Here is a 22,517-nt window from a genome sequence, read left to right as displayed (position 1 = left end):
CACAATCCATATCAGCAACAGGCAAGATGCCTGTTCCACAATCCATATCAGCAACAGGCAAGATGCCTGTTCCACAATCCATATCAGCAACAGGCAAGATGCCTGTTCCACAAAAAACTTGCTGTGTTGTGGAACGGGCATCTTGCCCGTTTTTAATAATTGTGCAAGATGTCAATTCAAACAAACCGTAGCGAAATGTTTTATATCCCTCCAATTCCTTAAAATCTGCCCAAGCCCACCCCTGCATGAAACATCCAAAAGGTGCAGTTTTTGCTAAATTATCCCAAAGATCTCGATCCTCGATATTCAGCAACCTAATACTTAACTGAGATTTTGACTTCACCGTCAAACTAGAATCGCAATTTTCTGCCGAATTATTCATCATCGGAATTATTAAATAAAATATTCCACAACCAATATAAAGCACCTATACTGCTAATGAAACCTACAGTTTTAGTGAAACCAGAACCATCACCTCCACTAGAGTTAGAGGATGAAGAACTGCTACCGCTGTAAAAACCTTTAGCAAATACGGCGTCGGGTGTCAATAAATTAGCCAGTAATAAAACGACAGATAGTGTGATGATAAATTGTGCTGTTTGCGGCGGCAATTTGGATAAAGGTTGACCAGTTTTAATTTGTGTTGCTAGTTGCTTGAAATTGTTGGCAAACTTAGGTGGAAGTTCTGCCGATCGATCTAACAATTCCTTCAGCAAGCGAGAAATATCTACCTCTGCTAGGGCTTGTTTCAAGTATATCAGCCACTCCTCAACCATTTGCGGGCTGTGGTAGCGGTGTTGAACGGGCAGGAATTTGCTAAAATCTTGGTGATTTGCTGCGTCGGGAGATTCATAAATTTGTTCCACCCAAGCTTTAACAATTGATTCGAGTTGGAGGCGATCGCGCGATGCTAACTTTCCAATTCCTAATTCTTCAATGTCAAGAAAATCTACAATTTCACCTATATTTTCGGCTGCTGGTGTCGATGGAATTCCTGGATTTAGCAAATAATAAAACAGTTGCGGACAAGTTAAGGTGTGGAGCGCTATCTCGCGGCGATACTTAGCAATATTTTCAGGAAACTTGAAGCTATTAAACAACTGTTCGCGAGTGAGAGATTGTAAACTATCGGTCAGGGCGATCGACTTTAGTTCGTCTCTCTTAATTGCCGCCGGCGAACCTAACAAGAAACCCCAAATCCCGAAGCCGCATTCCTCAAAGGAAGGTATTTTTACTGCTAACGGCTTTGCTGTTAAGCCTGCTGAAAGTAAAGTTTGATACAAACACCAAAAACCCAGCGCGCATTTTTGCGGCGATACTCCATTTGTGCTAACAATGCCGTCGGGAATCAGAATTCTGTTGATTTCTTGGAACCATTCGCGGCTGTAAATAGCCGTCTCTTCAGCAGTATTAGGATATGTAAAATCGCAGATGACAGCGTGATAAGAATTATCTGGAACAGCCACCACAAATTCAAAAGCTTCTTGGATGCGAACCGTCACGCGATCGCTCTGCAAACTTCCTCCATTGTACGGCAAAAATACCGTGTTTGCTATTTCGATAACTTCCGAACTGAAATCTACTAAATCAATGGCACAAACTTCAGCAAAACGCAGCACATCTCGCGCGGCCAATCCATCCCCTCCCCCGCAGATTAAGACTCGCAAATTAGTTTGAGGAAATCGCTGCACTGCCAAAGCAACAGCAGGTACGACCAAATATTCGTGATAAACAGCTTCATCACCAGTATCGAACTGCAAATCGCCGTTGATGTAGAAAGCTAGACCGTTAGTGCGGTGCTCAATAAATAAAGAAGTTGGCATTTCTTCCGCTATCCAAATATTAGCAAGTAAATCCCGATTATTAAAATGAGCGATGCAGCTATCAACCGATCCCAAGGAAAAGCACGAGAGTTTTTACCTGCGCCTTTTTCAATTGCCGAAAAGTCTTCGGGATTGACAACCTTAGACAAATAAACGTGCAATTCTCCAGAAGGCCAAGCTTCAATAGCTAAATTTTGCTGGTGCGATCGGTCCCAGTAGTCCCAAGTAATGCGGTTGCTTGTCCCTGCTTGTCCCTGATAATTTCCTTCTGTTTGGGACTCTAAGTAATAAGAACGGCCGAACAGTCGCAATTCGGGATAAGGCGGCTGTAGTTGCTGCATATTTTCCCACAAGTAATTGACCGTATTCTCAAGAGGATAGGGCGCAAAAAGTTGGGGGTTGCTAATTTCCTCCGCCAGATACCAACGGACAATAGTTTCTGGATTCGCCGGGTCAACTTCGCGCAGCAGATAATTTTCTTGATTGTCGGGCGATCGCAGCAACCATTCTGCTGTTTCGTAGCCGTTAGCGTCAGCGTAGGTGCTGGCCTCTTTGACCTTCCAGCGGACGCCCCGGTATGCGACGCGATCGCCCGCCTGTAGCTGTTCTAATTGAGTTTGAACCGCAGTAGACATCAAAATATTTCAATTTAATCAAGTATTTTTTTCAAGTTTACTAGCTCGCAGCCATTATTAGCAACCGATCGATTATTAGCTTCATTATTATTTAAACTTTCGCCCATCAGGGCTTATTTTTGTTATAAAACTTTACGCGATGGAGATATTATAACTGTTAAAGCCTGATTGTACGATCTCAGCTTCCCGAGTTCTCTAAGAAGTCGGCACCCTGAAGAGTTCAAATCAAACTCTTGTTCAATAAGCCGTCAAGATTTTGCCTGTTTCCATGTCCAAAACTGCATCAATCATATATAAAACTGAGGTGGTAAAATAATTTAGGACTTAATATATGTCTAAACCAGTTGACTGGACATTTGGCATCCCCGCTAGCACCCTTATAGCCGTCGGAACCCAGGTAAGCGGGAGATTTCCTCTAGATGGAGCAGGTGCCAGAAACTTACTCTACCGCATGGATGGCAAAAACATTACCAGCTATATCGTCTAGGATGACAGCGGACGGGCAATTAAGCGAGTAGATTTGACAGGAAAGGCTCATGCAAATGTGCCGACACCTCACGCCGTTGAATACAAATACAACCAAAACTCAGCAGGAGACATTTTCGTGCAAGCTGAGAAAACAGTTAGGCCAGCTAGATTGGATGAAATACCCTAGAAATTATGTTCATCAAACAAATATCCTTGAATGCAGATAAACTAAGCGATTTCCAGCAGTGGAAAAAAGCCAACGGCGATGATTTCTCGCTGTGGGATTATCTTTTTGGAGCTGCTAGCATTGAAATTGCCATAGCTTTCACAAAACTATTCTGGCCAGATTTTGTCGAATATGAAGGCGGTATCTTTTTGTCCGAAGCCTTTAACAGTGAAATATACGAACAGTGGAAAATCGAGCTGGGGAATGATGTCGCTACAATTGAGCAGGTGATGAACCACCAGCACGTTGATGACATTCTGCCCGGTGCAGAAAACGCTAGCACTGACAATTTATTGTATTTGGGACAAGCATTAGCTCAGATGTGGGAAAGTCGCCTAAAATCGCTTTATCCTCAGCGCCGTTTTCAAGTTAAATGCAGTGGGGACGAACACACGGTGGTAGTTACATTTTTTCAAGACAATTAATCAACCTTTCGCCCCCAACAATTCCGGCTGCAAAACCTGATTTAATTTGCCGCTGCGAAACCCCTCCAAATCCAAAGTCGCGTACACAAAACCAAACTCCTGAAACACCGCTACCAATGCAGGCAAATCCGTATTTACCACAAACTCCTGAATCTCCTCTGCGGGTAACTCAATGCGCGCCGTATCTCCATCCGATCGCACGCGCAAATTTTTCAGTCCCAACTGTCGCAAATAGCGTTCAGCGCGCCCCACTCTTTGCAACTTTCCAACGGTGATTTCTTCGCCGTAAGGAAAGCGCGAACTCAAACAAGGTTGAGCCGGTTTGTCCCACCAAGGCAAACCCAATTCTTTAGCCAACTGCCGCACTTCCAATTTAGTCATGCCTACTTCTGCTAAAGGCGATCGCGCGCCGCGTTCCTTCGCAGCCTGAATTCCGGGACGGTAATCCTTTAAATCGTCAGCATTAACCCCGTCCACGACATAAGGATAACCCTTTGCTAGTGCTAGGGGTTTCAAAGTATCGTGCAGTTCGCTTTTGCAGAAATAGCAGCGGTTAACCGGGTTAGAAGTGTAATTTGGATTTGCCATTTCCTGAGTTTGTACTTCCTGGTGGGCAATCCCAATTTCTGCTGCTTGAATGCGCGCATCTTCTAAATCTTCTGGCAGTAAAGACGGGGAAACTGCCGTCACTGCCAAAGCGCGATCGCCCAACACATCAAAAGCGATTTTTGCCACCAAAGTGCTGTCAATTCCGCCGGAGTAGGCAATCAAAGCCCGTTCCATCTGTGCGAAAATATCTTTTAATTGTTCGAGTTTTTCTACTAACATAATTTCAACTTTTTGTTACAAACATAGGAGTAAGAAAGCAGACTCAAGAAAGAAGGATGAAGAAAGCAGATCTCGATCGGGTTTCCTTCTTCCCTGGAACCTCTTCCTTCTTCCGATTTCCATCGGACTTCTAATTCTATTCTGGATCGATACCGAGGGCTGCCAATCGAGCCAAAAGTTCTTGATTTCGCTGTCTTTCCTGTTCCAGCAGCGTCTCGGCTAACTCTTTGTCTTGCTGTTGGCGATCGGCTCGCTGGCGTTCATTTTCTGCCCGCTGGCGTTCATCTTCTGCCCGCTGGCGTTCATTTTCTGCCCTTTCTTCCGGCCACAAAAGCAGTTCTCCGCCCTCCGTCCACCAGCGCAGCCAATATCCCGTTCTACCTTCGCGAGTTCCCTGCCACACTCCTAAAAATAGATTTAATCCAGGTATTAAATAACGGCCGTTTTCATCAGGATTTTGATTTTCATAACGCTCTGATTCTAGCGCATAAACTTCTATTCTGCCTGTATGCGGTCGAAAAATGACATAGCGAGGAACTTTGATTACTTGTTCGTAAAAAAACCACTTGCCGATTTCTTCTGTGTGTTCGACAGAGTATTCATCGCCGTAAGTAGCTGATAGAAATTCCATCACTACAAAAGGGACAGTTCCTTCGGTATGAGGCGTGTAACTGCGGCGGGGATAGTTGTGAGGCCAAGGTTGAACCGGCTGCACGTACATCCAGTCTGGGGCTTTGCAAATAGTGCGATCGTCCACAGCAGCGCACAAAGCAAAATTAGAAACTATTAGTGCGTCTTGCATTAGTTCCGGGGCATCCACTACAGACTGGCGCAAACCGTTAGAGATTAAAGGATGTTCTATATTTTCCACGGGGTCGTCTGGTAGGATGAAATCATCGGGTAGCAGCGGCCAAGTAATCTTGAGCTGGGATATCGGTTTGTGAATTACAGTAGTCATAAGTCACCTCATTTTACCAATAAAAGTTTGAGTTTTAGTCGAGATTGGCGATCGATAACCTTGTCTATATCTTAGCGCGCTAAGTCGATAATAAAATTGGTTTGTAGTAAGGACTTTAGTCCTCACTACAAACAATTACCCTGAAGGTGCCGAATGCGCGCTTTAAAATTCCCTACGGGAAAATATGGCGATCGCAACTGACAGCAGCAGCACCACATACAGCAAACCGTACCCAGCATCTGTAATCAAACCCGCCAAGTAAGGTACTTGTCCGTAAACAGCATCATTTCTCAAATTGAATCTGGCTAAATCCGGCAAAACCAGATAAAGTCCCATCATCAATTGTTCAATGCCAGGATTTTTAGTTAACTTGCCCAAAGCCACTAAATCCCGCGTCGAATGTCCCATCAAATAAACGCCAAATGTCAGTAAAGTTGCCAGCAGCGAACTGCTAAAAACCCCAAATAAAATCCCGACACCGGCCATCAGACACAGCTCAAACCAGACAAACAACGAAGCTATTAAAATGCTTTCCAAAGGGAAAGGAATGCGGCTCAAACTCAGAATAGCCAGATAGATAACAGTCATTGCCGCTACAAGCACCGCCAGCACCGCCGACAGCCCTAAGTGCTTGCCCACAATTAACTCAGCCCGACTTATCGGCTTAGCAACTAACAGGTAAACAGTGCGCTTTTCAATTTCTTTGTTGACCAATCCGGTAGCCACAAAAACTGTGGCAATTAGACCGAGAATGCTCATAGCAGCCAAACCGACATCTAAGATAATTTTCTTCTCGGTTGTCGCCGCCAATTCCGGTATCAACCGTACCGAGGCTCCCATCAACAGAGCAAAAATAATAATTAAGTAAAAGATGCGATCGCGAATTACTTCCCAAAATACATTAGTCGCGACTGTCAAGATTCTTCTTAAATTCATCTAGTTATTAACCCGCTGGAAACTTTCGCCATACTTTAATATAAGGAAGAATGAAGGGCGGCAACGCGCAGTGAATCGGGATTTAACGGAGTGGATGTTGAGGGAAGAAGTCCGAGGTTCGAGGCAAGATTCTCCCCCATCGGACACTCTCCCCATCGGACACTCTCGGGCTCGGACACTCTCCCCATCTCCTCCTCGGACCCTTTCTTCTGGGACACTCTCCTAACTGCAGGAGACAGGCTCAAACTTGACTGTCTCCCGCAGTTCCATCTTTTTTCTGTCCGGGTTGAGAGCGTTTGATCGCATCGCAGGTTACAGTCGCCCTATTGCCTATATCGAACACCTCGCAAGATTTGGTAAACGAATATATTTCCGGTCTAAAAACCAGCCCCAGCCAAGTTGCCTGCATCTCTAACTGATAGCGGGACGCTCCTTGGACGATCGAAGTTTTGACATCCCAGCTCGCATCTTCTGGGACAAAACCAGTTGTTTGTAAGGCTTGATTCTTCAGAAAAAAGCGCTCGTTGTCAATATCTATTAACATTTGCTCTACCTGCGGCCACGGTTTTGTGCGAGCTTCAGTTCGCAGGTATCGCTCCATTGCATTGAGGATGACAACTCCTCGGGAGCGATTAATAGTTGGCTGTTGAAATGTCACCACATAATCGCTTTGCCTAAAATCCTGCGATAAAACGCTCGGATATTGTTGTATCCAACCTTGAATTAAAAAGTGAAAGGCAAACCAACAGGAAAAAAGCAGGTGAACTAGGGTAATCATCAAAAACTGAGGGCGCACCAACGACCTGATAGCTTCCCGTTTTGACTCGCTCTTCCAAACATCTATGATAGCAAGAACTACTACTGCTATAAGTGGGCCGGATATCCATGCGATTTCCTTCTTATCCGACGGCAATCTTATCAGCAACCACAAGCCAATTAAGATGCTTGTCACCCACGGACTAAGACTTACTCTGTTAATCACAAAAGGTTGCTGGCTGGTCAGCAAACCCATTGAAAGTGTAAAAAATAACCAGCTCATATCAAAAAGCAGAGTTCTCGTCCCCCTGTCAGTGACTGCCGCCACTGTCAGCAAAGCTAAAAAGATGCTGAGCAGTAAAGGCGTCTTCCAGTGGACAACTTTAGGCGGAATTATCGCCTTTTGGATTTTTTTATTGGTTTCCCAAAGGTTGTTCGTCAGCTTAGTGAGTTGCTGAGTGACATCAATAAATTGCTTCATCATAGATTTCAATAGACGCTTTGCAAAAACAACACGGTTAAAATAACGACATTGCTAACAGTGTGGGCGATTAAAATTCCACCAAACTGGGTAGTTACTTGAAAAGTTCTTTTGGGAGGACGGCGGGTGAGGGTTGGCGGTCCGAAAAACTGAGGTTTGGAAGCTTTTTTATTGCCTAAAACCATGTTTTCTATGATTTCTAATCCCTGCCATTTAGCTATAAAACTTACTGCCAATACTGAGACTGCTATCATAGTTAGTGGAGCGTAAACATCCTGCCATCGACCTAATAAAATATAACCAATAAGCTGTTCCCGCAAATCTTTGGGAAGAACGCTTTCAATGCCGAAGAAAACTAACCAGCCTACGCAAGCGCAAGATAGATTGAGGATGGCTGTATATTCAACGCTGGTTTTGGGACCTAGTTTAAGTAGTTTTTGCAGAAACCACGATTCGATTGCGATCGCCAAAAACATAATTAAAATTTGTACCAAAACAGTCCGAAATGGGAAAACACTCGCAATCATAAGCCTTCAGGTATATCAGTCCGTGTTAAATTTTAATTGTACAGCACAAGCGGAATAATCTTAACGGCAGGTAGGAGTCGCTGATTGCGTTCGATCGCTGCTTAAAAAATAGGGCGTTAGGACTTATCGTATAATCTTTTGAGATCCGCCAACAGAATGGAAAAATTAAACATTCAAGGGGCGCGATCGAATACCCACCCCGATACAGACTCAAATAACTGCTGATTATGGTAAGGAATGGCATTGGTATTCGGACAGCCTCATCCCGGTCGGAACGCGCCTCCGGTCAGATTCACGTCTACGATGGCGCCGGTAAAGGCAAGTCTCAGGCAGCTTTGGGAGTAGTGTTGCGCTCGATCGGGCTGGGTATCAATTCTGACTCGCCCACGCGAGTTTTGTTACTGCGCTTTCTCAAAGGCCCCGGCCGCTCCTACGACGAAGACGGGGCAATAGAAGCGTTGCAACGGGCATTTCCGCACTTGATCGACCAAGTGCGCACCGGCAGAGCCGAATATTTTGGGGCCGAAGCAATCACCCGCTTCGATCGCGCAGAAGCTCAGCGAGGCTGGGATATCGCCAAAGGAGCGATCGCCAGCGAGCTCTATTCCGTGGTGGTACTAGACGAACTAAACCCCGTATTGGACTTGGGTTTGCTGCCAGTTGAGGAAGTAGTCCAAACCCTCAAAAACAAACCAGAATATTTAGAAATAATCGCCACAGGCCGAGCGGCCCCCGAAGCTTTGCTGGATATTGCCGACTTGCACTCAGAAATGAAGCCCCACTATCACCCCGCAGCGGCAGAGCATCATATTTCAGGTATCGAAATATACACGGGAGCGGGCAAAGGGAAGTCTACGAGCGCTTTGGGCAAAGCTTTACAGGCAATAGGTAGGGGTATCAGTCAAGACCAATCTCACCGCGTGTTAATCGTGCAGTGGCTCAAAGGCGGCACCGGTTATACAGAAGATGCGGCGATCTCCGCTTTGCGGCAAAGCTACCCGCAGCTAGTAGACCACCAGCGGTGCGGCCGGGATGCTATAGTTTGGCGGGGACAACAGCAAGAGTTAGACAGCATCGAAGCGGAACGCGGCTGGGAAATCGCCAAATGTGCGATCGCCAGTGGCTGGTACAAAACGATTATTCTCGACGAACTCAATCCCACAGTAGACTTAGAACTGCTGCCAGTAGAGCCGATCGTAGAAGCCTTGCTACGCAAGCCGCGGGATACAGAAATTATTATCACCGGGCGCTGCCACAAACCCCACGCTTACTTTGACTTGGCAAGCGTACACTCCGAGGTATACTGTCACAAACACTACGGCGATCGGGGCGTAGAACTAAAGCGGGGCGTAGACTTTTAAAGCCCGGAGCGGTACTCGGTTCGATCCGGGCCAGAATTATTAAATGACGGCCCTGCCTGGAAAACGGTCCATTGCCACAAAGCCTTGTTACCAAGTAACAAATCTCCCAATTTCCCTTGTCTTCCCGATCACCCAGATCTGCCTTTTTTAATCTTTAATTTCCTCCGCCGGACGCGCTCCCCGACCGCCAATCCAGAATGGAACATTAAGAATATGAGCCGCGTCTTCAGGAGCGTGAGCACCTGAGACTGTGCAAAAGGGTTATTAAAGGGTGGAGACATTGAAAATAAAAGCTTACAAGCAAAAAGTCCGCGAGGGAGAAAGTCTAGACAGGGTTAATGCCAGTAGGCTAGACTTGCGGCTGGCAAACAGGTTAAACTACAGCGGCATCCAAACATTCGGTGTTCTAGGCAGTGTCTGTAGTCGCACAAGCGATGACCAACAAGTAGAGGAGTGAAGCTGTATGACAACGTTAAATGACGATTCTAATCAACTAGATTTAAACCTTCCGGGACTGGGCCCGGATACAATCTTCGCCGGAGGCGGGGCGGATTTCGTTAGAACTTCCACCCTGGGCGGCAGCTTAATATTTGGCCAAGCCGATAACGATACTCTGATTTCAGTTGGCCCGAACGATACACTGTACGGCGGCGATGACGAAGACTCAATCAGATCCCAGCGGACTCCGGCTTTGCTGTTTGGCGACGCAGGCAATGACATCATAGTCGCTGAAGCCCCCGCTACCATTGTCGGCGGTGAGGGAGACGACTTCCTGCAAGGTAGTGTCGAAGCTAACCAGATATATGGTAATCAGGGGGAAGATACGTTGCTGGGAGGGGCGCAGAGAAGAGACACCCTCTACGGCGGCAAGGGCAATGACGCGCTCGGCTTCTTCATCGCAGGCGGTGGCAACAACCTCTCTTTAGAGGGTGCCTTGGGTATTGGCTTCGCTGGCAATGAAGGCAGCAACTACTTGCGGGGTGATTTGGGCGACGACTTAGTTGTAGGTATCAATGTAAGAGACAGTCTCTTTGGCGGTAGAGGCAACGACACCCTAAGAGGTGTGGCCAGCAGCAGCTACCTGTCCGGCGACCTTGACGACGACATCTTAGTCATTACCAACACTACGCAAACTAGCGCGTTTGGTACGACCGTCTTCACGGTCGGCATTGAGAGAACCAGCTTGATTGGCGGTGCGGGCAACGATTCTCTCTACGGCCCCATCGGCGAGTTTGGCGGCGGCAGAAACTTCTTTGAGGGCGGTGACGGCAACGACACGATCAGGGTTTTTGCCACTTCTGATACCGCGCAGGGAGGTGCCGGCGACGACTTCATCGTGTCGGCGACGGTGACTACATTTTCGAGTGTAGGCGCATCGAGTTCATTTCCAGGCTTCGCGGGTCGCAACTTGCTCGACGGCGGAGTGGGCAACGACACGATCGTTGCAGCTTTTTCGACGGATTCAATGGTCGGCGGCGAAGGCAATGACAGCTTGAGCGGCCTCTTTACTCAAGCCTCCGGTGCAGAAGGCAACGATACGCTCAATGCTTCTTTTGCCAATTTTGGCGGTACTACTGCTGCGCTGATTACTCTCGAGGGCGGGATCGGCAGCGATCTGTTAATTGGCAACACCAGCGCTGGCGTCACCAACTTCATGAACGGCGGTGAAGGAAATGACAGCATCGTGTTTGGCACCACGCGCGATCGATTAATTGGCACGTTTGGCGGTAACGACACCATCTCCTATGCTACTGGTGTCAACTTTACCGGTCTGACAACGCCAAACGTCATTACTGATAACTTAGGTAGCAACTTCATCACTGGTGGCAACGGCAGGGATTCCATAACTACCGGTGCTGGCGATGACATACTGTTCGGCGGCCCCACCAATCTTATCACCCCAGGAGTTGACGGGGACGATACCTTAGATGCCGGTGCCGGAAACGACACGGTGTTGAGCGGCTTTGGGAACGACTATGTGATCGGGGGCGACGGTAACGACTCTCTTGCCGGCGGGCCTGGTGCTGACACGCTGATTGGTGGCATTGGCAATGACAGCTTCTACTACAACAACTTCGGCGAGGGCGTCACCGTTGGCACCGGCACCGGCGGCGCATTGGGTAGTCAGCCAGACCAAATCGGCGACTTTACGGTCGGTCAAGACAAGTTTATCTTCCAGTTCAACGGCTTCCCCGGCTTGAGTGCAGTGGAAGGTACGAATCGACTTTCTGCGAGGTCGTTCTTGGTGCTTGAGAGTGGGGCTTACACTGGCAGTTTTGGTCCAGCCGGGGCGGCTGCGAACCAACCGTTCCTCTTTTATGAAAATGCAACCGGACGACTAGGATTTGACACTGACGGTGTTGGTGGTTCTAACCCAGGCGTTACGCTGGCAGTTCTGAATGGCAGACCGGGCGTTACGGCTTCTGACATTACCCTGATTTAATTTGGGTAAAAGTGGGTGGGGTCGATTCTGAAACGATCGCCCTACGAACTCTCAAAACTAATTGTGCTATGTTTCGAGCTGGGGATATCCATCCCTGGCTTTTTTGTGGGCATGAGCATGGGGCAATTTTAGATTTTAGATTTTAGATTTTAGATTTTAGATTTTAGATTTTAGATTTTAGATTTTAGATTTTAGATTGATTGGTAATTTTAATCTGGGGGGGTGACAACCCGCCCCAAACCCATAGTTAGTAACGGTTCTCCCTCGTCTTTTCCCTGTTTAATTACAGCCGAAAGTCGGCGACGTAAATTACAAAGATTTTTAGATTTACCTCACGAGAGCGATCCTCTTCGAGGGCTCTGCTAACGAATTAATTGGGTTCCCATTAATTACTTATTAGTTGACCACTTATTGCCGTGTTGGTCAAAGCCGATCGATCGCAATCGCTCCTAGGTCAATGGGGGTGTATTAATCTCTTCATGGTTAGCTTAATCTGGGAGCGAAGAGCAATTCCGTTATACTGGTAATTGTTGCCCAAATTTGGCAGCAGCAACTTCGAGGAACAAACTACAAATCTACAGCTTGTTTTACCATTATTTTCAGAAGATAAAGTCATCGTTTTAGTCGGTCGTGAATTTTGGGAGATCGACGCAAGGATTCTGGCGGTCCCAAAAGGGTGTGTCTTTTTGCTTAAGACTGAAGAGGAATCATTGTATCGAAATAGAACATTTAGTTTGGCAACGGTTAGATGAATTAGGAATCATGCTGTGGAACTTCTTTATATTTTCAAGGTAAAAGAGTGAGAAAAACTCAGCCTGCCACTGGATTTGATGTTGCTTGTAAGTGGAAAAGAAACTCAGGAGCCGGGCAGGTTGATGAAGCGTGGTTTATTCTCACAGATTTAGGGTCATTTCCTGCAGCTATCGATGCTTACAAGCAACGGATGGGCATTGAAGAAATGTTCCCTTGATTGTAAAACAATCGGCTACAATCGGGAAGGAACTAGCTTAAAAGGAAACCGACTGATTAACATAATTCTGCTCGTGACACTAGCCTACAGTTCGGCAATATTTGAAGGCACTGAGCTGAGGAAAAAGCAGGTAGGAAAATATGTATTTCGGCGTCCAGAACCTAAAAAAAGATATCGAAGACGGAGTACATTTGGTGTAGGCGCAAGATGGAGAAAAGTGGGTTAATTATCTCGAACAATATTCGGATGAGGTGGAACAGTTAATCAAGTTAACTCGAAATAAACGCCGCTTTTATCAACAAGGTATGCGGGCTGCAACCCTGATTCGGTCTATCTCAATAGCCTCTTTGTCACCCCCCCAGGCTCCACACTCAAGCGATGAATACAAAATCCCCAACCTCTTTAAGAAGTTGGGGATTTTAACGGTTAAGTTGAGGACTCAAAGGGGATTGCGATAGATTTCACGATCGCGCTGCATGGGTTTTCTCAGGCTTCAACGCGAAAATCGCCTGGTAATCCCCTTTAAAGCGGTGTTCAATACCGCAGTCCATCATTACTTAGCGACACACATATATCCTCCGCTGACAAACTTAGGTTTTGAGCCGGGTGGACAGTCTTGCTCAGTAATGCTTCCCTCAAGTGGATTCTTTGATGATGGCGGAGTAATCGTTGTCGTCGATAGCTCCGGGGAAACGCCCAAGAAGTTTGGTTGAGGATCGCTCGTCCCGTTGGCACCCACCGCAGGCAACTCTACCAGTGTTGTGGTAGCTTGCCCTGTGCCATCATTGGTCACGGCGTTCCGATCTCCGGGATGCCCATTCGTCACAAACAGTTGTGGATGATCGAACGGGGCACGCTCATAGCGAACGCGCTCGTCGGTCAGAGATACAAGGAATGCGACCAAAGACGTTTTCTCTGCCTCGCTGAGTCCTAGGCTGTGGATGTCAGCATCGACATTGTCAATGTTGTTCTCATGAAAATCCCCGCCTCGATTGTAGAAATCAACGACCTGCCGCAAGGTGAGTTGCCCACCGTTGTGGAAGTAGGGAGCAGTCAACTCAACATTCCGCAGTCCAGGCGTTTTGAATGCACCGTCTGCTGCAATGGGTTCATTTGGACCGACGGTGTCATTTGGAGTTGCATTTAGTAATGACTCAAAGAGTCCTTGCTGAGCTAGCCGCGATTCTGAAAGGGGATGGCCGAAAGGATCTTTGCCGCCCACGCCCAAGTCTTCCAAAGTGGGTCGAACGCCAATATTGTTGAAGCCATTGTCATAGACAGCTTCTCCACCACTTCCCACCGTCAGGTGGTCGATCCGTTCATCCTGCACATGGTTGACGGAGGCGCCAGTAAATTCAGCCCCAACGTGACAGTTGATACACCCCGCTTTACCTTCAAACAGATCCTTGCCTTGCTTTTGCTGTACGGTCAGCGCGTTGCTGTTTCCCTCCATAAATTGATCGAAGGGTGCACGGTCAGAAATCAAGGTGGACTCGTACTGTTGAATCGCTAATCCGAAAAACAATGGGAAGTTGTAGTCCATCATTGTAAACTCATCGGTTGCCAACGCTCCCTGCGGCTGCTTGAAAGACCGAGTTCCTGTAGCATCAACCTTGATGATTTGCTTCGAGTCCCACCACTGCCGGTGAAACGCATCCTCAATCATTTTTTCGTAACTTTTCTGTTTGAGTCCGGGTTCGGGCCAACGGCTCAAGGTGCCCAGAACGCTGTCTTGGGGATGCACAAGCTGTTTGCCAAGCGGCCGTAGCTGTTTCAGCTTTTTACCCGTCTCTCTAGGCAGCTTTTTGACTTTAATCCGATCGAACTTCTGCCCGACATCAGCAAATACCCGACCCGTTGCCGACTCTTCCACAGAGCTTAGCGGTGGGCCCACTGCCTGCGACGCCAGCGATGAATTCTTCAGGCTAATTTTCACCTGCTGCAGAGGGGATTGCTTTGTGGGTGCTTTCAGGACATACGCACCTGGGTCTCTTGACCCAAACGGATTCACACCATTAAATTCGTTTTGGGCGCGTCCGTCCCAAAAGTTGCGGAAGTTAAACACAGCGTTAATTGTGCTGGGCGTGTTGCGCTCTGTTACCTGACGCACGTTGATGTCCTGGACCTTAAAGATCGAATCTGGCTGAACCTCTACCTTATCGACCGCACTCCCAGGGACAATATCGATGAATTTTGTCAGAGTTACCCCTTGAGATCCTGCAACATCGTTGCTGTCAGCTAGAACTTGCGAGGAGCGCAAGTTCGGGTCTGCCAGCTTGTGGAACGGAAAGTCCGCTGGCACCAGAACAGAGTTGGGACCCTTACCTGCATTAAACGTAATGTCTGGATCTGACCCACCGCTGGCATTTACCCGCAACAGCCCTGGGCTGAGCTGGTTCTTATCACGACTATCAACTCCAGCGTGAAAGTGGCAAGTGGCGCAAGACTGGAGTCCGTTGCTGCCCACCTGCATATCCCAGAACAAAGCTTTTCCTAAGACAGTTGCAGCCTTTTTGTCTTTGACGAATTCTCCTAAGTTTGTTGGCTCAGGGACTGCTACGGTTTTAAGCGAAGCCAGCGCTTCAGACGGTTCGGAAGCAGCGGCGAGTTGAGCCGATGTTGTGTGTCCGGCTAAGATGGCAACAGCGACAACTGTAGCGATTGCCATAATGTTGCTTGTTCGCTTAAGCCACTTTGCTACCAACCGAAAGAGATTAGTTAGATGCATCCCAATGAATTTTTTCAACATTTTGCTTATTTGTTTGGCTCCTACATAGAGTTGTCCAAAACAGAGTCCTCAAATGCTTGAATAGCATTCCGATCGTAAACTTGAGACGGCGGCGGATATGTTGCTTGAATAACTTATCTTACTCTAATTAAATTACCACCCGCACCCATGTGAATTGTATTGGATGCTGCAAATAGCCACAGGCACCACTTATCAGCCAAACTCGAGCCGTGTGGCTGGTTCAGAAGGTAGGGGCAGATTTTAGTAGCGATAGATCGGAAGAGTGGATATTTCGTTAGAGGTGCGGTGGGGCGATCGGCTGACACTTGTATTGTTGGGATTGGCTGGAGTAGCTATAATTTGGCAAAGAATCGCATAAATAATTTTTAATTGGTACACTTATTAACAATACTTCGGACAGTGGGTGATTGCCAACCGTAAAATTAGGGTTTCCGGGCGATTGCGCCATCGACTTCCTAACGGAAAATCAAGGGTTTCAGACGAGGTTATAAAAATAGTCCGGACTATTGTTATTAAGTGTTACTTAAATAAACAGTTACTATTCGTTAACTTTAGGCTAGTAGTATCGGTTTTTGGGAGTAATTAACGATCGCTAACTAGGGAAAAAAGTTTTATGGCAGCAAAATTAGTGATTTCGGGCTACATGGCAAATCCAGCCGGTACAGATAGCCCTTACGAGTATGTGCAGGTAATTGCTACAGAGGCGATCGACTTTGCAGCGACTCCATACACGGTGGTGTGGACGAATAATGGAACTGCAAATCCCAACGGATGGGTTAGGGGGGCTGATTTAACTTACGGTTTCAGCATTAATTCAGGTACCCTCACTCAGGGACAAGTTGCTTATGTAGGGGGTTCTGGCAAATTAATTAACGGTGCCGGCACTACAGATATTGCTGCGGCAAATTGGCTGAAAACTATCAATACAGGCACAACTGCGGGTGATGGTTTTGGATCTCTGAACACTTCCGGGGTGCTAGGAAATGGAGGCACTAATGCTGACGGTATTGGGATTTTTGACGTTCCGGTTGCCAGCATTACTAGCAAAACTCTTCCGATTGATGCTGTATTTTTTGGCACGGGTGTAGGGACTGCAAATCCTCCTGCTACTGGCGGTTATGTATTGCCAACAAATGATATCTACAACAATGAAAAGGGAACTTTTGGGCATAGAACTAATATAATTGTTTTTCCCGATCCTGCTGGCGGGGCGTTTACTAAGTTAACTGGAACTTACAATGTCGGTACTGGTACTTGGACGACTCCGCGCACAGCTACGACTGTGACTAATCCTACTGCACTAACAGATATTGCTGCGGCAGTGACGATCGCCACAACAATTCCTTTACCCGACTTAACCATCACCAGCAGCGCCCCTGCTAAAGCAACCGTTAACACTCCTTTCAACTACACGCTGACATTAGCCAACAGCGGTACTGCTGCGGGTACAGGAGTTAGCGCCAACTTCACTCTGCCGGAGGGGGTGACATACAATTCGGCTAGCGCTGCCGGTTATACCGTCAGTCAAGCGGGTGGAGTGGTTACTTTTTCAGGAGGTGCGATCGATCCAGGCGGCAGTGCAACCCTGACTGTTAATGTTACCCCGACTGCTGCGGGTACTGTCACCAGCGCTGTTGGCGCCGACCTTGCCGATCCGGGAAATACGATCGCCGAAAGCAACGAAACCAACAATTCCTCTACTGCGACTGTCACTACAACTGTTGGCACGACTGCTAACACTCCTCCAACGATCGCACCGAGTGCAGCTTCTACTTTTTTAACAGTTCCTAGCTTGTCTGGGGTCATCAACGACCCCACCGATCCGGCGAAAAACTTCGGTGTCAACTTTACTTTAGCCGATGCGGAGACTGCTGCCGACAGTCTGATATTAACCGCAACCAGCAGCAACACTGATGTCGTTCCCAACGCCAATTTAGCCCTCAGCGGTACCGGTGCAAACCGCAATCTCAAAATTACTCCTGCAGGTGTCGGCTATGCTGATGTGACTGTAACCGTTAGCGACGGAACAAGCACAACATCTACCGTCCTCAACTACGCTGCTTCTGCTGCTTCGGGCACTCCTGCGACCGGCCGCTTTCTCACGGGGACAAGCGATGCGAGTACGGCGATCGCGATCGACTCCAACTATATGGTAGTCGCCGACGACGAAGACCAAATTATTCGTTTGTACGATCGGGCCAATTCCGGCTTACCAGTCAAAACCTTTGATTTTACCAACTCTCTCGGCTTGAGTGACTTATCCGGCGGTGTTCCCAGAGAAGTTGACATCGAAGCTTCAACCCGCGCCGGCAACCGAATTTACTGGTTGGGTTCCCACAGCAACGCCAGCGGCGGCAATTTGCGCCCCAACCGTTACCGCTTGTTTGCGACGGATATCTCCGGTACCGGTGCGGCAACAACTCTCGCTTACACCGGCCAGTACAACAACCTGCGAAGCGATTTGATTGCGTGGGGAGATACTAACGGTTTCAACTTTACGGCTAGCGCGGCCGCGGGCAAAGTGCCGGAAGCAGCAACCCTCGACGGTTTCAATATTGAAGGCTTGACATTTGCCCCGGACAACACTACTGCTTACGTTGCATTCCGGGCACCGCAAGTTCCGACAACCGATCGCACTAAAGCTTTGATCGCACCGATTACTAACTTTGCCAGCTTGGTAACGGGGACGGCTACCAGCGCTACCATCGGCGATCCGATTGAATTAGATTTGGGCGGCCGCGGAATTCGCAGCATCGATCGCAATGCTAGCAACGAATACCTAATTCTCGCCGGCCCTGCTGATAACGCTACGGGTAAGGCCCCGAAAGACTTCCGGCTGTATACTTGGACTGGAAATGCTGCTGATGCACCGATCTTGCGATCGGCTGACTTGACAGCTTTGAATGCAGGCGGCAGTTTTGAATCAATCGTGGAAGTGCCGAGTACCTTAACCGACACCAGTCAGATTCAGCTATTAGTTGATAACGGCGACAATGTGTGGTACGGCGACAACATTATCTCGAAAGAATTGCCGCAGGACAACTTCCAGAAATTCCGCAGCGATACCGTAACTTTAGGTAATTCTCCGGTTCGCATCCGCAACATTCAAGGCGCAAGTCACACTTCATCTTTAGCCACTCAAACTGTTAGCAATGTTCCGGGTGTAGTGACAGCGGTAATTAGCGCTGGCAGCGGTCGCGGCTTTTATATGCAAGACCCGACTCCCGACACGGGGGCGAATCCAGATTCTACATCGGAAGCGATTTTTGTGTTCCTGGGAAATTCCGCGATCGCGAATCCGACAGTCGGACAATCGGTACAGGTAACTGGTCGAGTTGACGAATTCCGCCCCGCTAACAACGCTACCAATCTTACCACTACCCAAATTAATGCTACGGTTTCTGGGGCTGCGGTGGGGGCGATCGCATCTCTCGGTACAGTTACTCCCACTATTATCGGCAACGGCGGCCGCAGTCAACCTACAACTTCCATTCAAAATGATTTCACTGCTGCGGGCAATGTAGAAACTGGCGGCGATTTCGACCCGACAAGTGAAGGCATCGACTTCTATGAAAGCTTAGAAGGAATGCTGGTACAAGTCAACAATCCAGTAGTTGTCGGCCCCACAAATAACTTGGGCGAATTCTACGTTTTGCCAGATAACGGTGCAAATGCTACGGGCAGAACTAATCGCGGTGGGATTGCCGTTTCTGCTACTGATTTTAATCCCGAACGCATTCAAATTGACGACACCTTGCTCAATCCTCCCAGCGGTAGCAGCCTATCGCCTGTTACCAACGTCGGCGACAAATTGAGTGCAGTTTCAGGCATCGTCGGTTACAGTTTCAGCAATTACGAGGTTTTAAATACCGCTCAAATTCCTCAATCCAGCGTCACTTCTGGCGGCTTGGCTAAAGAAGTTACAAACCTAACTGGAAATGCCAATCAACTGACAGTCGCCAACTTCAACGTCGAGAATTTAGACCCAAGCGATACCGCCAAATTCCCAGCCCTAGCCAGCCGAATTGTCAGCAACCTTCAAAGTCCTGACATTATCAATTTGGAGGAAATTCAAGACAACAACGGGGCGACTAATGACACTACTGTGGCGTCTGACATAACTTACAATACCTTAATTTCCGCCATTCAAGCAGCAGGCGGCCCGACTTATGAATTCCGGCAAATTAACCCTGTAAACAACCAAGACGGCGGCGAACCGGGGGGCAATATTCGAGTCGGATTTTTGTTCAATCCCAGCCGCGTTACTTTTGTCGATCGCCCAGGCGGCACTTCCACAACCTCAACAACAGTTAACAGCGTCAGTGGCGCGCCCGCACTCTCAGCAAGTCCCGGCAGAATTGACCCGATTAATGCAGCATTTAATAGCAGCCGCAAGCCTCTAGTCGGTGAATTTCTATTCAACGGCCAGCAAGTATTTGTGATTGCCAATCACTTCAACTCAAAAGGCGGCGACCAACCGCTTTTCGGCCCCAACCAACCGCCTGTCCTCAGCAGCGAAAGTCAGCGCCTCCAACAAGCACAAATTGTCAACGATTTTGTCGATAGCATTTTGGCAGTAGATGCCAATGCGAATGTGATTGTTGCTGGAGATTTAAACGATTTTCAGTTTTCCGAACCGCTGAATGTTGTGCGGGGAATTCCGGGCGGTAGCGGCAAGGCTGTGCTGCAAAACTTAATTGAAACTCTGCCGGAAAATGAGCGCTACACTTATAATTTTCAAGGCAACGCGCAGGTTCTCGATCACATTTTAGTTAGCAATAACTTAGCCAGTAACTTAGCCGGATTTGATGTCGTTCACATCAACTCAGAATTTGCCGACCAAGACAGCGACCACGATCCGACTGTAGCCCGGTTTAACATTGCCTTACCGACGGTAACTATTACTGCGACAGACGCAGCAGCAGCCGAATCTGGTACAAATCCGGGTACTTTCCGCATCGCGCGATCGGGCAGTACCAGCCTGCCGCTGACAGTAAATTATACAACTGCTAGGGGTACGGGCTTTGCCACCAGCAATGATTACACGCCGAATTTAACGGATAGCATTATCATTCCGGCAGGTCAATCTTTCGCAGATGTTACTATTACCCCCGTTGACGACAGCCTTGTGGAAGCTAGCGAGGCCCTCAAGCTGACTTTAGTGGGTGCGGCTGCTTACAATTTGGGGACGGCTGGTACTGAAACTGCTTCAGTGGCGATCGCCGATAACGACATAGTAGCGCCGGGAATTTTTAATTTCAGTAGCGCCACTTACAGCGTTAATGAAAACGGCACAACCCAAACAATTGCAGTTAATCGTACAGGTGAAACCAATGTCTCGGCCTCTGTGAGTTACGCCACGGCTGACGGTAGCGCCACCGCCGGAAGTGATTACACTGCTACGTCGGGTACGCTAAAGTTTCTCTCTGGCGAAACTAGCAAAACTTTCACTATTCCTATCACTGAAGACACCTTAGTAGAAGAGAATGAAACAGTCAATCTCAGTTTGACAAATGCCACAAATAATGGTAGTTTGGGAAATCAAAATACGGCGATTTTGACGATCGTAGATACAACGCCAACTCCCGCACCAACTCCCACACCAACTCCCACACCAACTCCCACACCAACTCCCACACCAACTCCCACACTAACTCCCACACTAACTCCCATACCAACTCCCACACCAACTCCCACACTAACTCCCACACTAACTCCCATACCAACTCCCATACCAACTCCCACCCCCACGCCCACACCAACTCCCGCAGCCGATCCAAACTGCATTGGCGATCGCATTGAACGACCAAACCTCGATCGACCAAATCCAGTCGATAATATTATCAACGGCAATTCTGGCATCCTAATTGGTACTTCCAAAAATGACGGTTATTTGGGCAGCAACAGTCCCAATATATTCGATGCCAAAGCAGGTAACGACAACCTAATTGGTGGCAATAGCCCAGACATTTTTAACGGCAATGAAGGCAACGATTTCCTCAACGGAAAGCGCGGTAATGACTTCCTTATTGGCGGCAAAGGTAACGACCTCGTACTAGGCGGTGGAGGCGACGATATCGTCTTCGGAAATAATGGGAACGATTCGATTAACGGTGAAGATGGCAATGACTTAATTTATGGCAATGAAGGCGCCAACTTTATTGATGGGGGCAAAGGCAACGATATCGTCATCGGCGGCCAAGATAACGATGTCATAGTCGGAAGTCAAGGCAATGATTTTATCTTCGGACAATCAGGAAATGACACCCTGTGCGGTGATGCTGGCAATGATTTACTCGCTGGCAATCAGAATAATGATTTGATAGATGGCGGTGCTGGAAATGATACAATTTATGGGGGTGGAAACAACGACACTATCCTCGGTTGTACTGGCGAGGATTTATTGTTCGGAGATTTAGGAGAGGACAGCTTGATTGGCGGGATTGGTAAGGACACGTTTGCGATCGCAAGTAATTTCGGACTTGATATTATTTCCGATTTTGTTAAAGGCGAAGATGTGTTAGGATTGTCTCGCGGTTTGAGTTTTAATCAATTGGAAATTAGTCAGAGTAATAACAATACTTTGATTAAAGTGAATGGAATTGCGATCGCCTCTTTAATCGGAGTCAACGCTTCGCTAATTGCTGTTAACGATTTCCGAACAGTTTAAGCACAGTAGTGTTGACTGTTGGCGGTACGACTCTCAATCGAAAAACTGATATCAATGATGGTGCAACCGGACTCGATCTAATTCATCTGCGTTAATCTGTGTTTATCTGCCTGTATCTGCGGTTAAAAAAAGAGAATTTATTAACCGCAGATGACAAGGGATTGACGCTGATTCACGCTGATGCAGAGAATAGAGATAGGAATAATTCTGATGCTAACAGATTTGATATGACGGGGTGATAAGCTGCTGTGCATCTAATTT

Annotated in this window: 15 protein-coding genes and 1 pseudogene; 7 read left to right on the top strand and 9 right to left on the bottom strand. The window is 47.7% G+C overall.

From position 1 onward, the window contains the following. The 3 genes and pseudogenes from QUB61_RS11615 to QUB61_RS11605 form a co-directional block, all read right to left on the bottom strand. Positions 1-385: pseudogene (locus QUB61_RS11615) on the bottom strand (hypothetical protein); the annotation flags it as partial. Further along, positions 375-1,823, bottom strand: a complete 1,449-nt coding sequence (locus tag QUB61_RS11610; protein ID WP_333130794.1) for a spermine/spermidine synthase domain-containing protein — start codon at positions 1,821-1,823, stop codon at positions 375-377. The gene QUB61_RS11610 and the pseudogene QUB61_RS11615, both read right to left, overlap by 11 nt. An 8-nt stretch (positions 1,824-1,831) precedes the next feature. Next, positions 1,832-2,458: a DUF4178 domain-containing protein gene (locus QUB61_RS11605; RefSeq protein ID WP_333130796.1), complete on the bottom strand. Its 627-nt coding sequence runs from the start codon at positions 2,456-2,458 to the stop codon at positions 1,832-1,834. A 331-nt stretch (positions 2,459-2,789) separates the two neighbouring features. Between QUB61_RS11605 and QUB61_RS11600 the strand changes: the two genes are divergently transcribed. The 3 genes from QUB61_RS11600 to QUB61_RS11595 are packed head-to-tail and all read left to right on the top strand — an operon-like array spanning position 2,790 to position 3,577. Further along, entirely contained in the window at positions 2,790-2,945 is a 156-nt protein-coding gene (locus QUB61_RS11600; RefSeq protein ID WP_333130798.1) for a hypothetical protein, read from the top strand. Between the two features lie 18 nt (positions 2,946-2,963). Further along, on the top strand, positions 2,964-3,113 hold the full coding sequence (locus tag QUB61_RS39845) for a polymorphic toxin type 24 domain-containing protein (RefSeq protein ID WP_445173073.1): 150 nt from the start codon (positions 2,964-2,966) through the stop codon (positions 3,111-3,113). Positions 3,114-3,118: 5 nt separating this feature from the next. Further along, positions 3,119-3,577, top strand: a complete 459-nt coding sequence (locus tag QUB61_RS11595) for a hypothetical protein (protein ID WP_333130800.1) — start codon at positions 3,119-3,121, stop codon at positions 3,575-3,577. On the opposite strand, the gene larE is transcribed toward QUB61_RS11595, so the two are convergent. The 5 genes from larE to fraC form a co-directional block, all read right to left on the bottom strand. Beyond that, positions 3,578-4,405, bottom strand: a complete 828-nt coding sequence (gene larE, locus QUB61_RS11590; protein ID WP_333130802.1) for an ATP-dependent sacrificial sulfur transferase LarE — start codon at positions 4,403-4,405, stop codon at positions 3,578-3,580. It lies immediately after the preceding gene. A gap of 136 nt (positions 4,406-4,541) precedes the next feature. Further along, on the bottom strand, positions 4,542-5,363 hold the full coding sequence (locus QUB61_RS11585; protein ID WP_333130804.1) for a Uma2 family endonuclease: 822 nt from the start codon (positions 5,361-5,363) through the stop codon (positions 4,542-4,544). Between the two features lie 162 nt (positions 5,364-5,525). Beyond that, positions 5,526-6,299: an ABC transporter permease gene (locus QUB61_RS11580; protein WP_333130806.1), complete on the bottom strand. Its 774-nt coding sequence runs from the start codon at positions 6,297-6,299 to the stop codon at positions 5,526-5,528. 241 nt (positions 6,300-6,540) lie between these two features. Further along, positions 6,541-7,539, bottom strand: a complete 999-nt coding sequence (locus tag QUB61_RS11575) for a DUF5357 family protein (RefSeq protein ID WP_333130808.1) — start codon at positions 7,537-7,539, stop codon at positions 6,541-6,543. 5 nt (positions 7,540-7,544) lie between these two features. Then, on the bottom strand, positions 7,545-8,063 hold the full coding sequence (fraC, locus tag QUB61_RS11570; protein ID WP_333130810.1) for a filament integrity protein FraC: 519 nt from the start codon (positions 8,061-8,063) through the stop codon (positions 7,545-7,547). Between the two features lie 227 nt (positions 8,064-8,290). Here fraC and QUB61_RS11565 point away from each other — a divergent pair, with 227 nt between their 5' ends. The 3 genes from QUB61_RS11565 (at position 8,291) to QUB61_RS11555 (ending at position 12,837) form a co-directional block, all read left to right on the top strand. Beyond that, positions 8,291-9,424: a cob(I)yrinic acid a,c-diamide adenosyltransferase gene (locus tag QUB61_RS11565; RefSeq protein ID WP_333130812.1), complete on the top strand. Its 1,134-nt coding sequence runs from the start codon at positions 8,291-8,293 to the stop codon at positions 9,422-9,424. Positions 9,425-9,887: 463 nt separating this feature from the next. Continuing rightward, on the top strand, positions 9,888-11,867 hold the full coding sequence (locus QUB61_RS11560; RefSeq protein WP_333130814.1) for a calcium-binding protein: 1,980 nt from the start codon (positions 9,888-9,890) through the stop codon (positions 11,865-11,867). 799 nt (positions 11,868-12,666) lie between these two features. Beyond that, entirely contained in the window at positions 12,667-12,837 is a 171-nt protein-coding gene (locus QUB61_RS11555; RefSeq protein ID WP_333130816.1) for a hypothetical protein, read from the top strand. 553 nt (positions 12,838-13,390) lie between these two features. Here the strand turns inward: QUB61_RS11555 and QUB61_RS11550 are convergent. After that, a complete protein-coding gene (locus QUB61_RS11550; protein ID WP_333133816.1) occupies positions 13,391-15,505 on the bottom strand; it encodes a cytochrome c peroxidase in 2,115 nt (704 codons plus the stop codon). 694 nt (positions 15,506-16,199) lie between these two features. On the opposite strand from QUB61_RS11550, the gene QUB61_RS11545 reads away from it, so the two are divergent. Then, positions 16,200-22,256, top strand: coding sequence for a Calx-beta domain-containing protein (locus tag QUB61_RS11545; protein WP_333133817.1), 6,057 nt, complete (start codon positions 16,200-16,202; stop codon positions 22,254-22,256). Positions 22,257-22,517: the final 261 nt, after the last annotated feature.

The organism is Microcoleus sp. C2D2, from assembly GCF_036702495.1.
Lineage (GTDB): Bacteria > Cyanobacteriota > Cyanobacteriia > Cyanobacteriales > Microcoleaceae > Microcoleus.
This window is presented reverse-complemented; position numbering and strand designations above follow the sequence as displayed.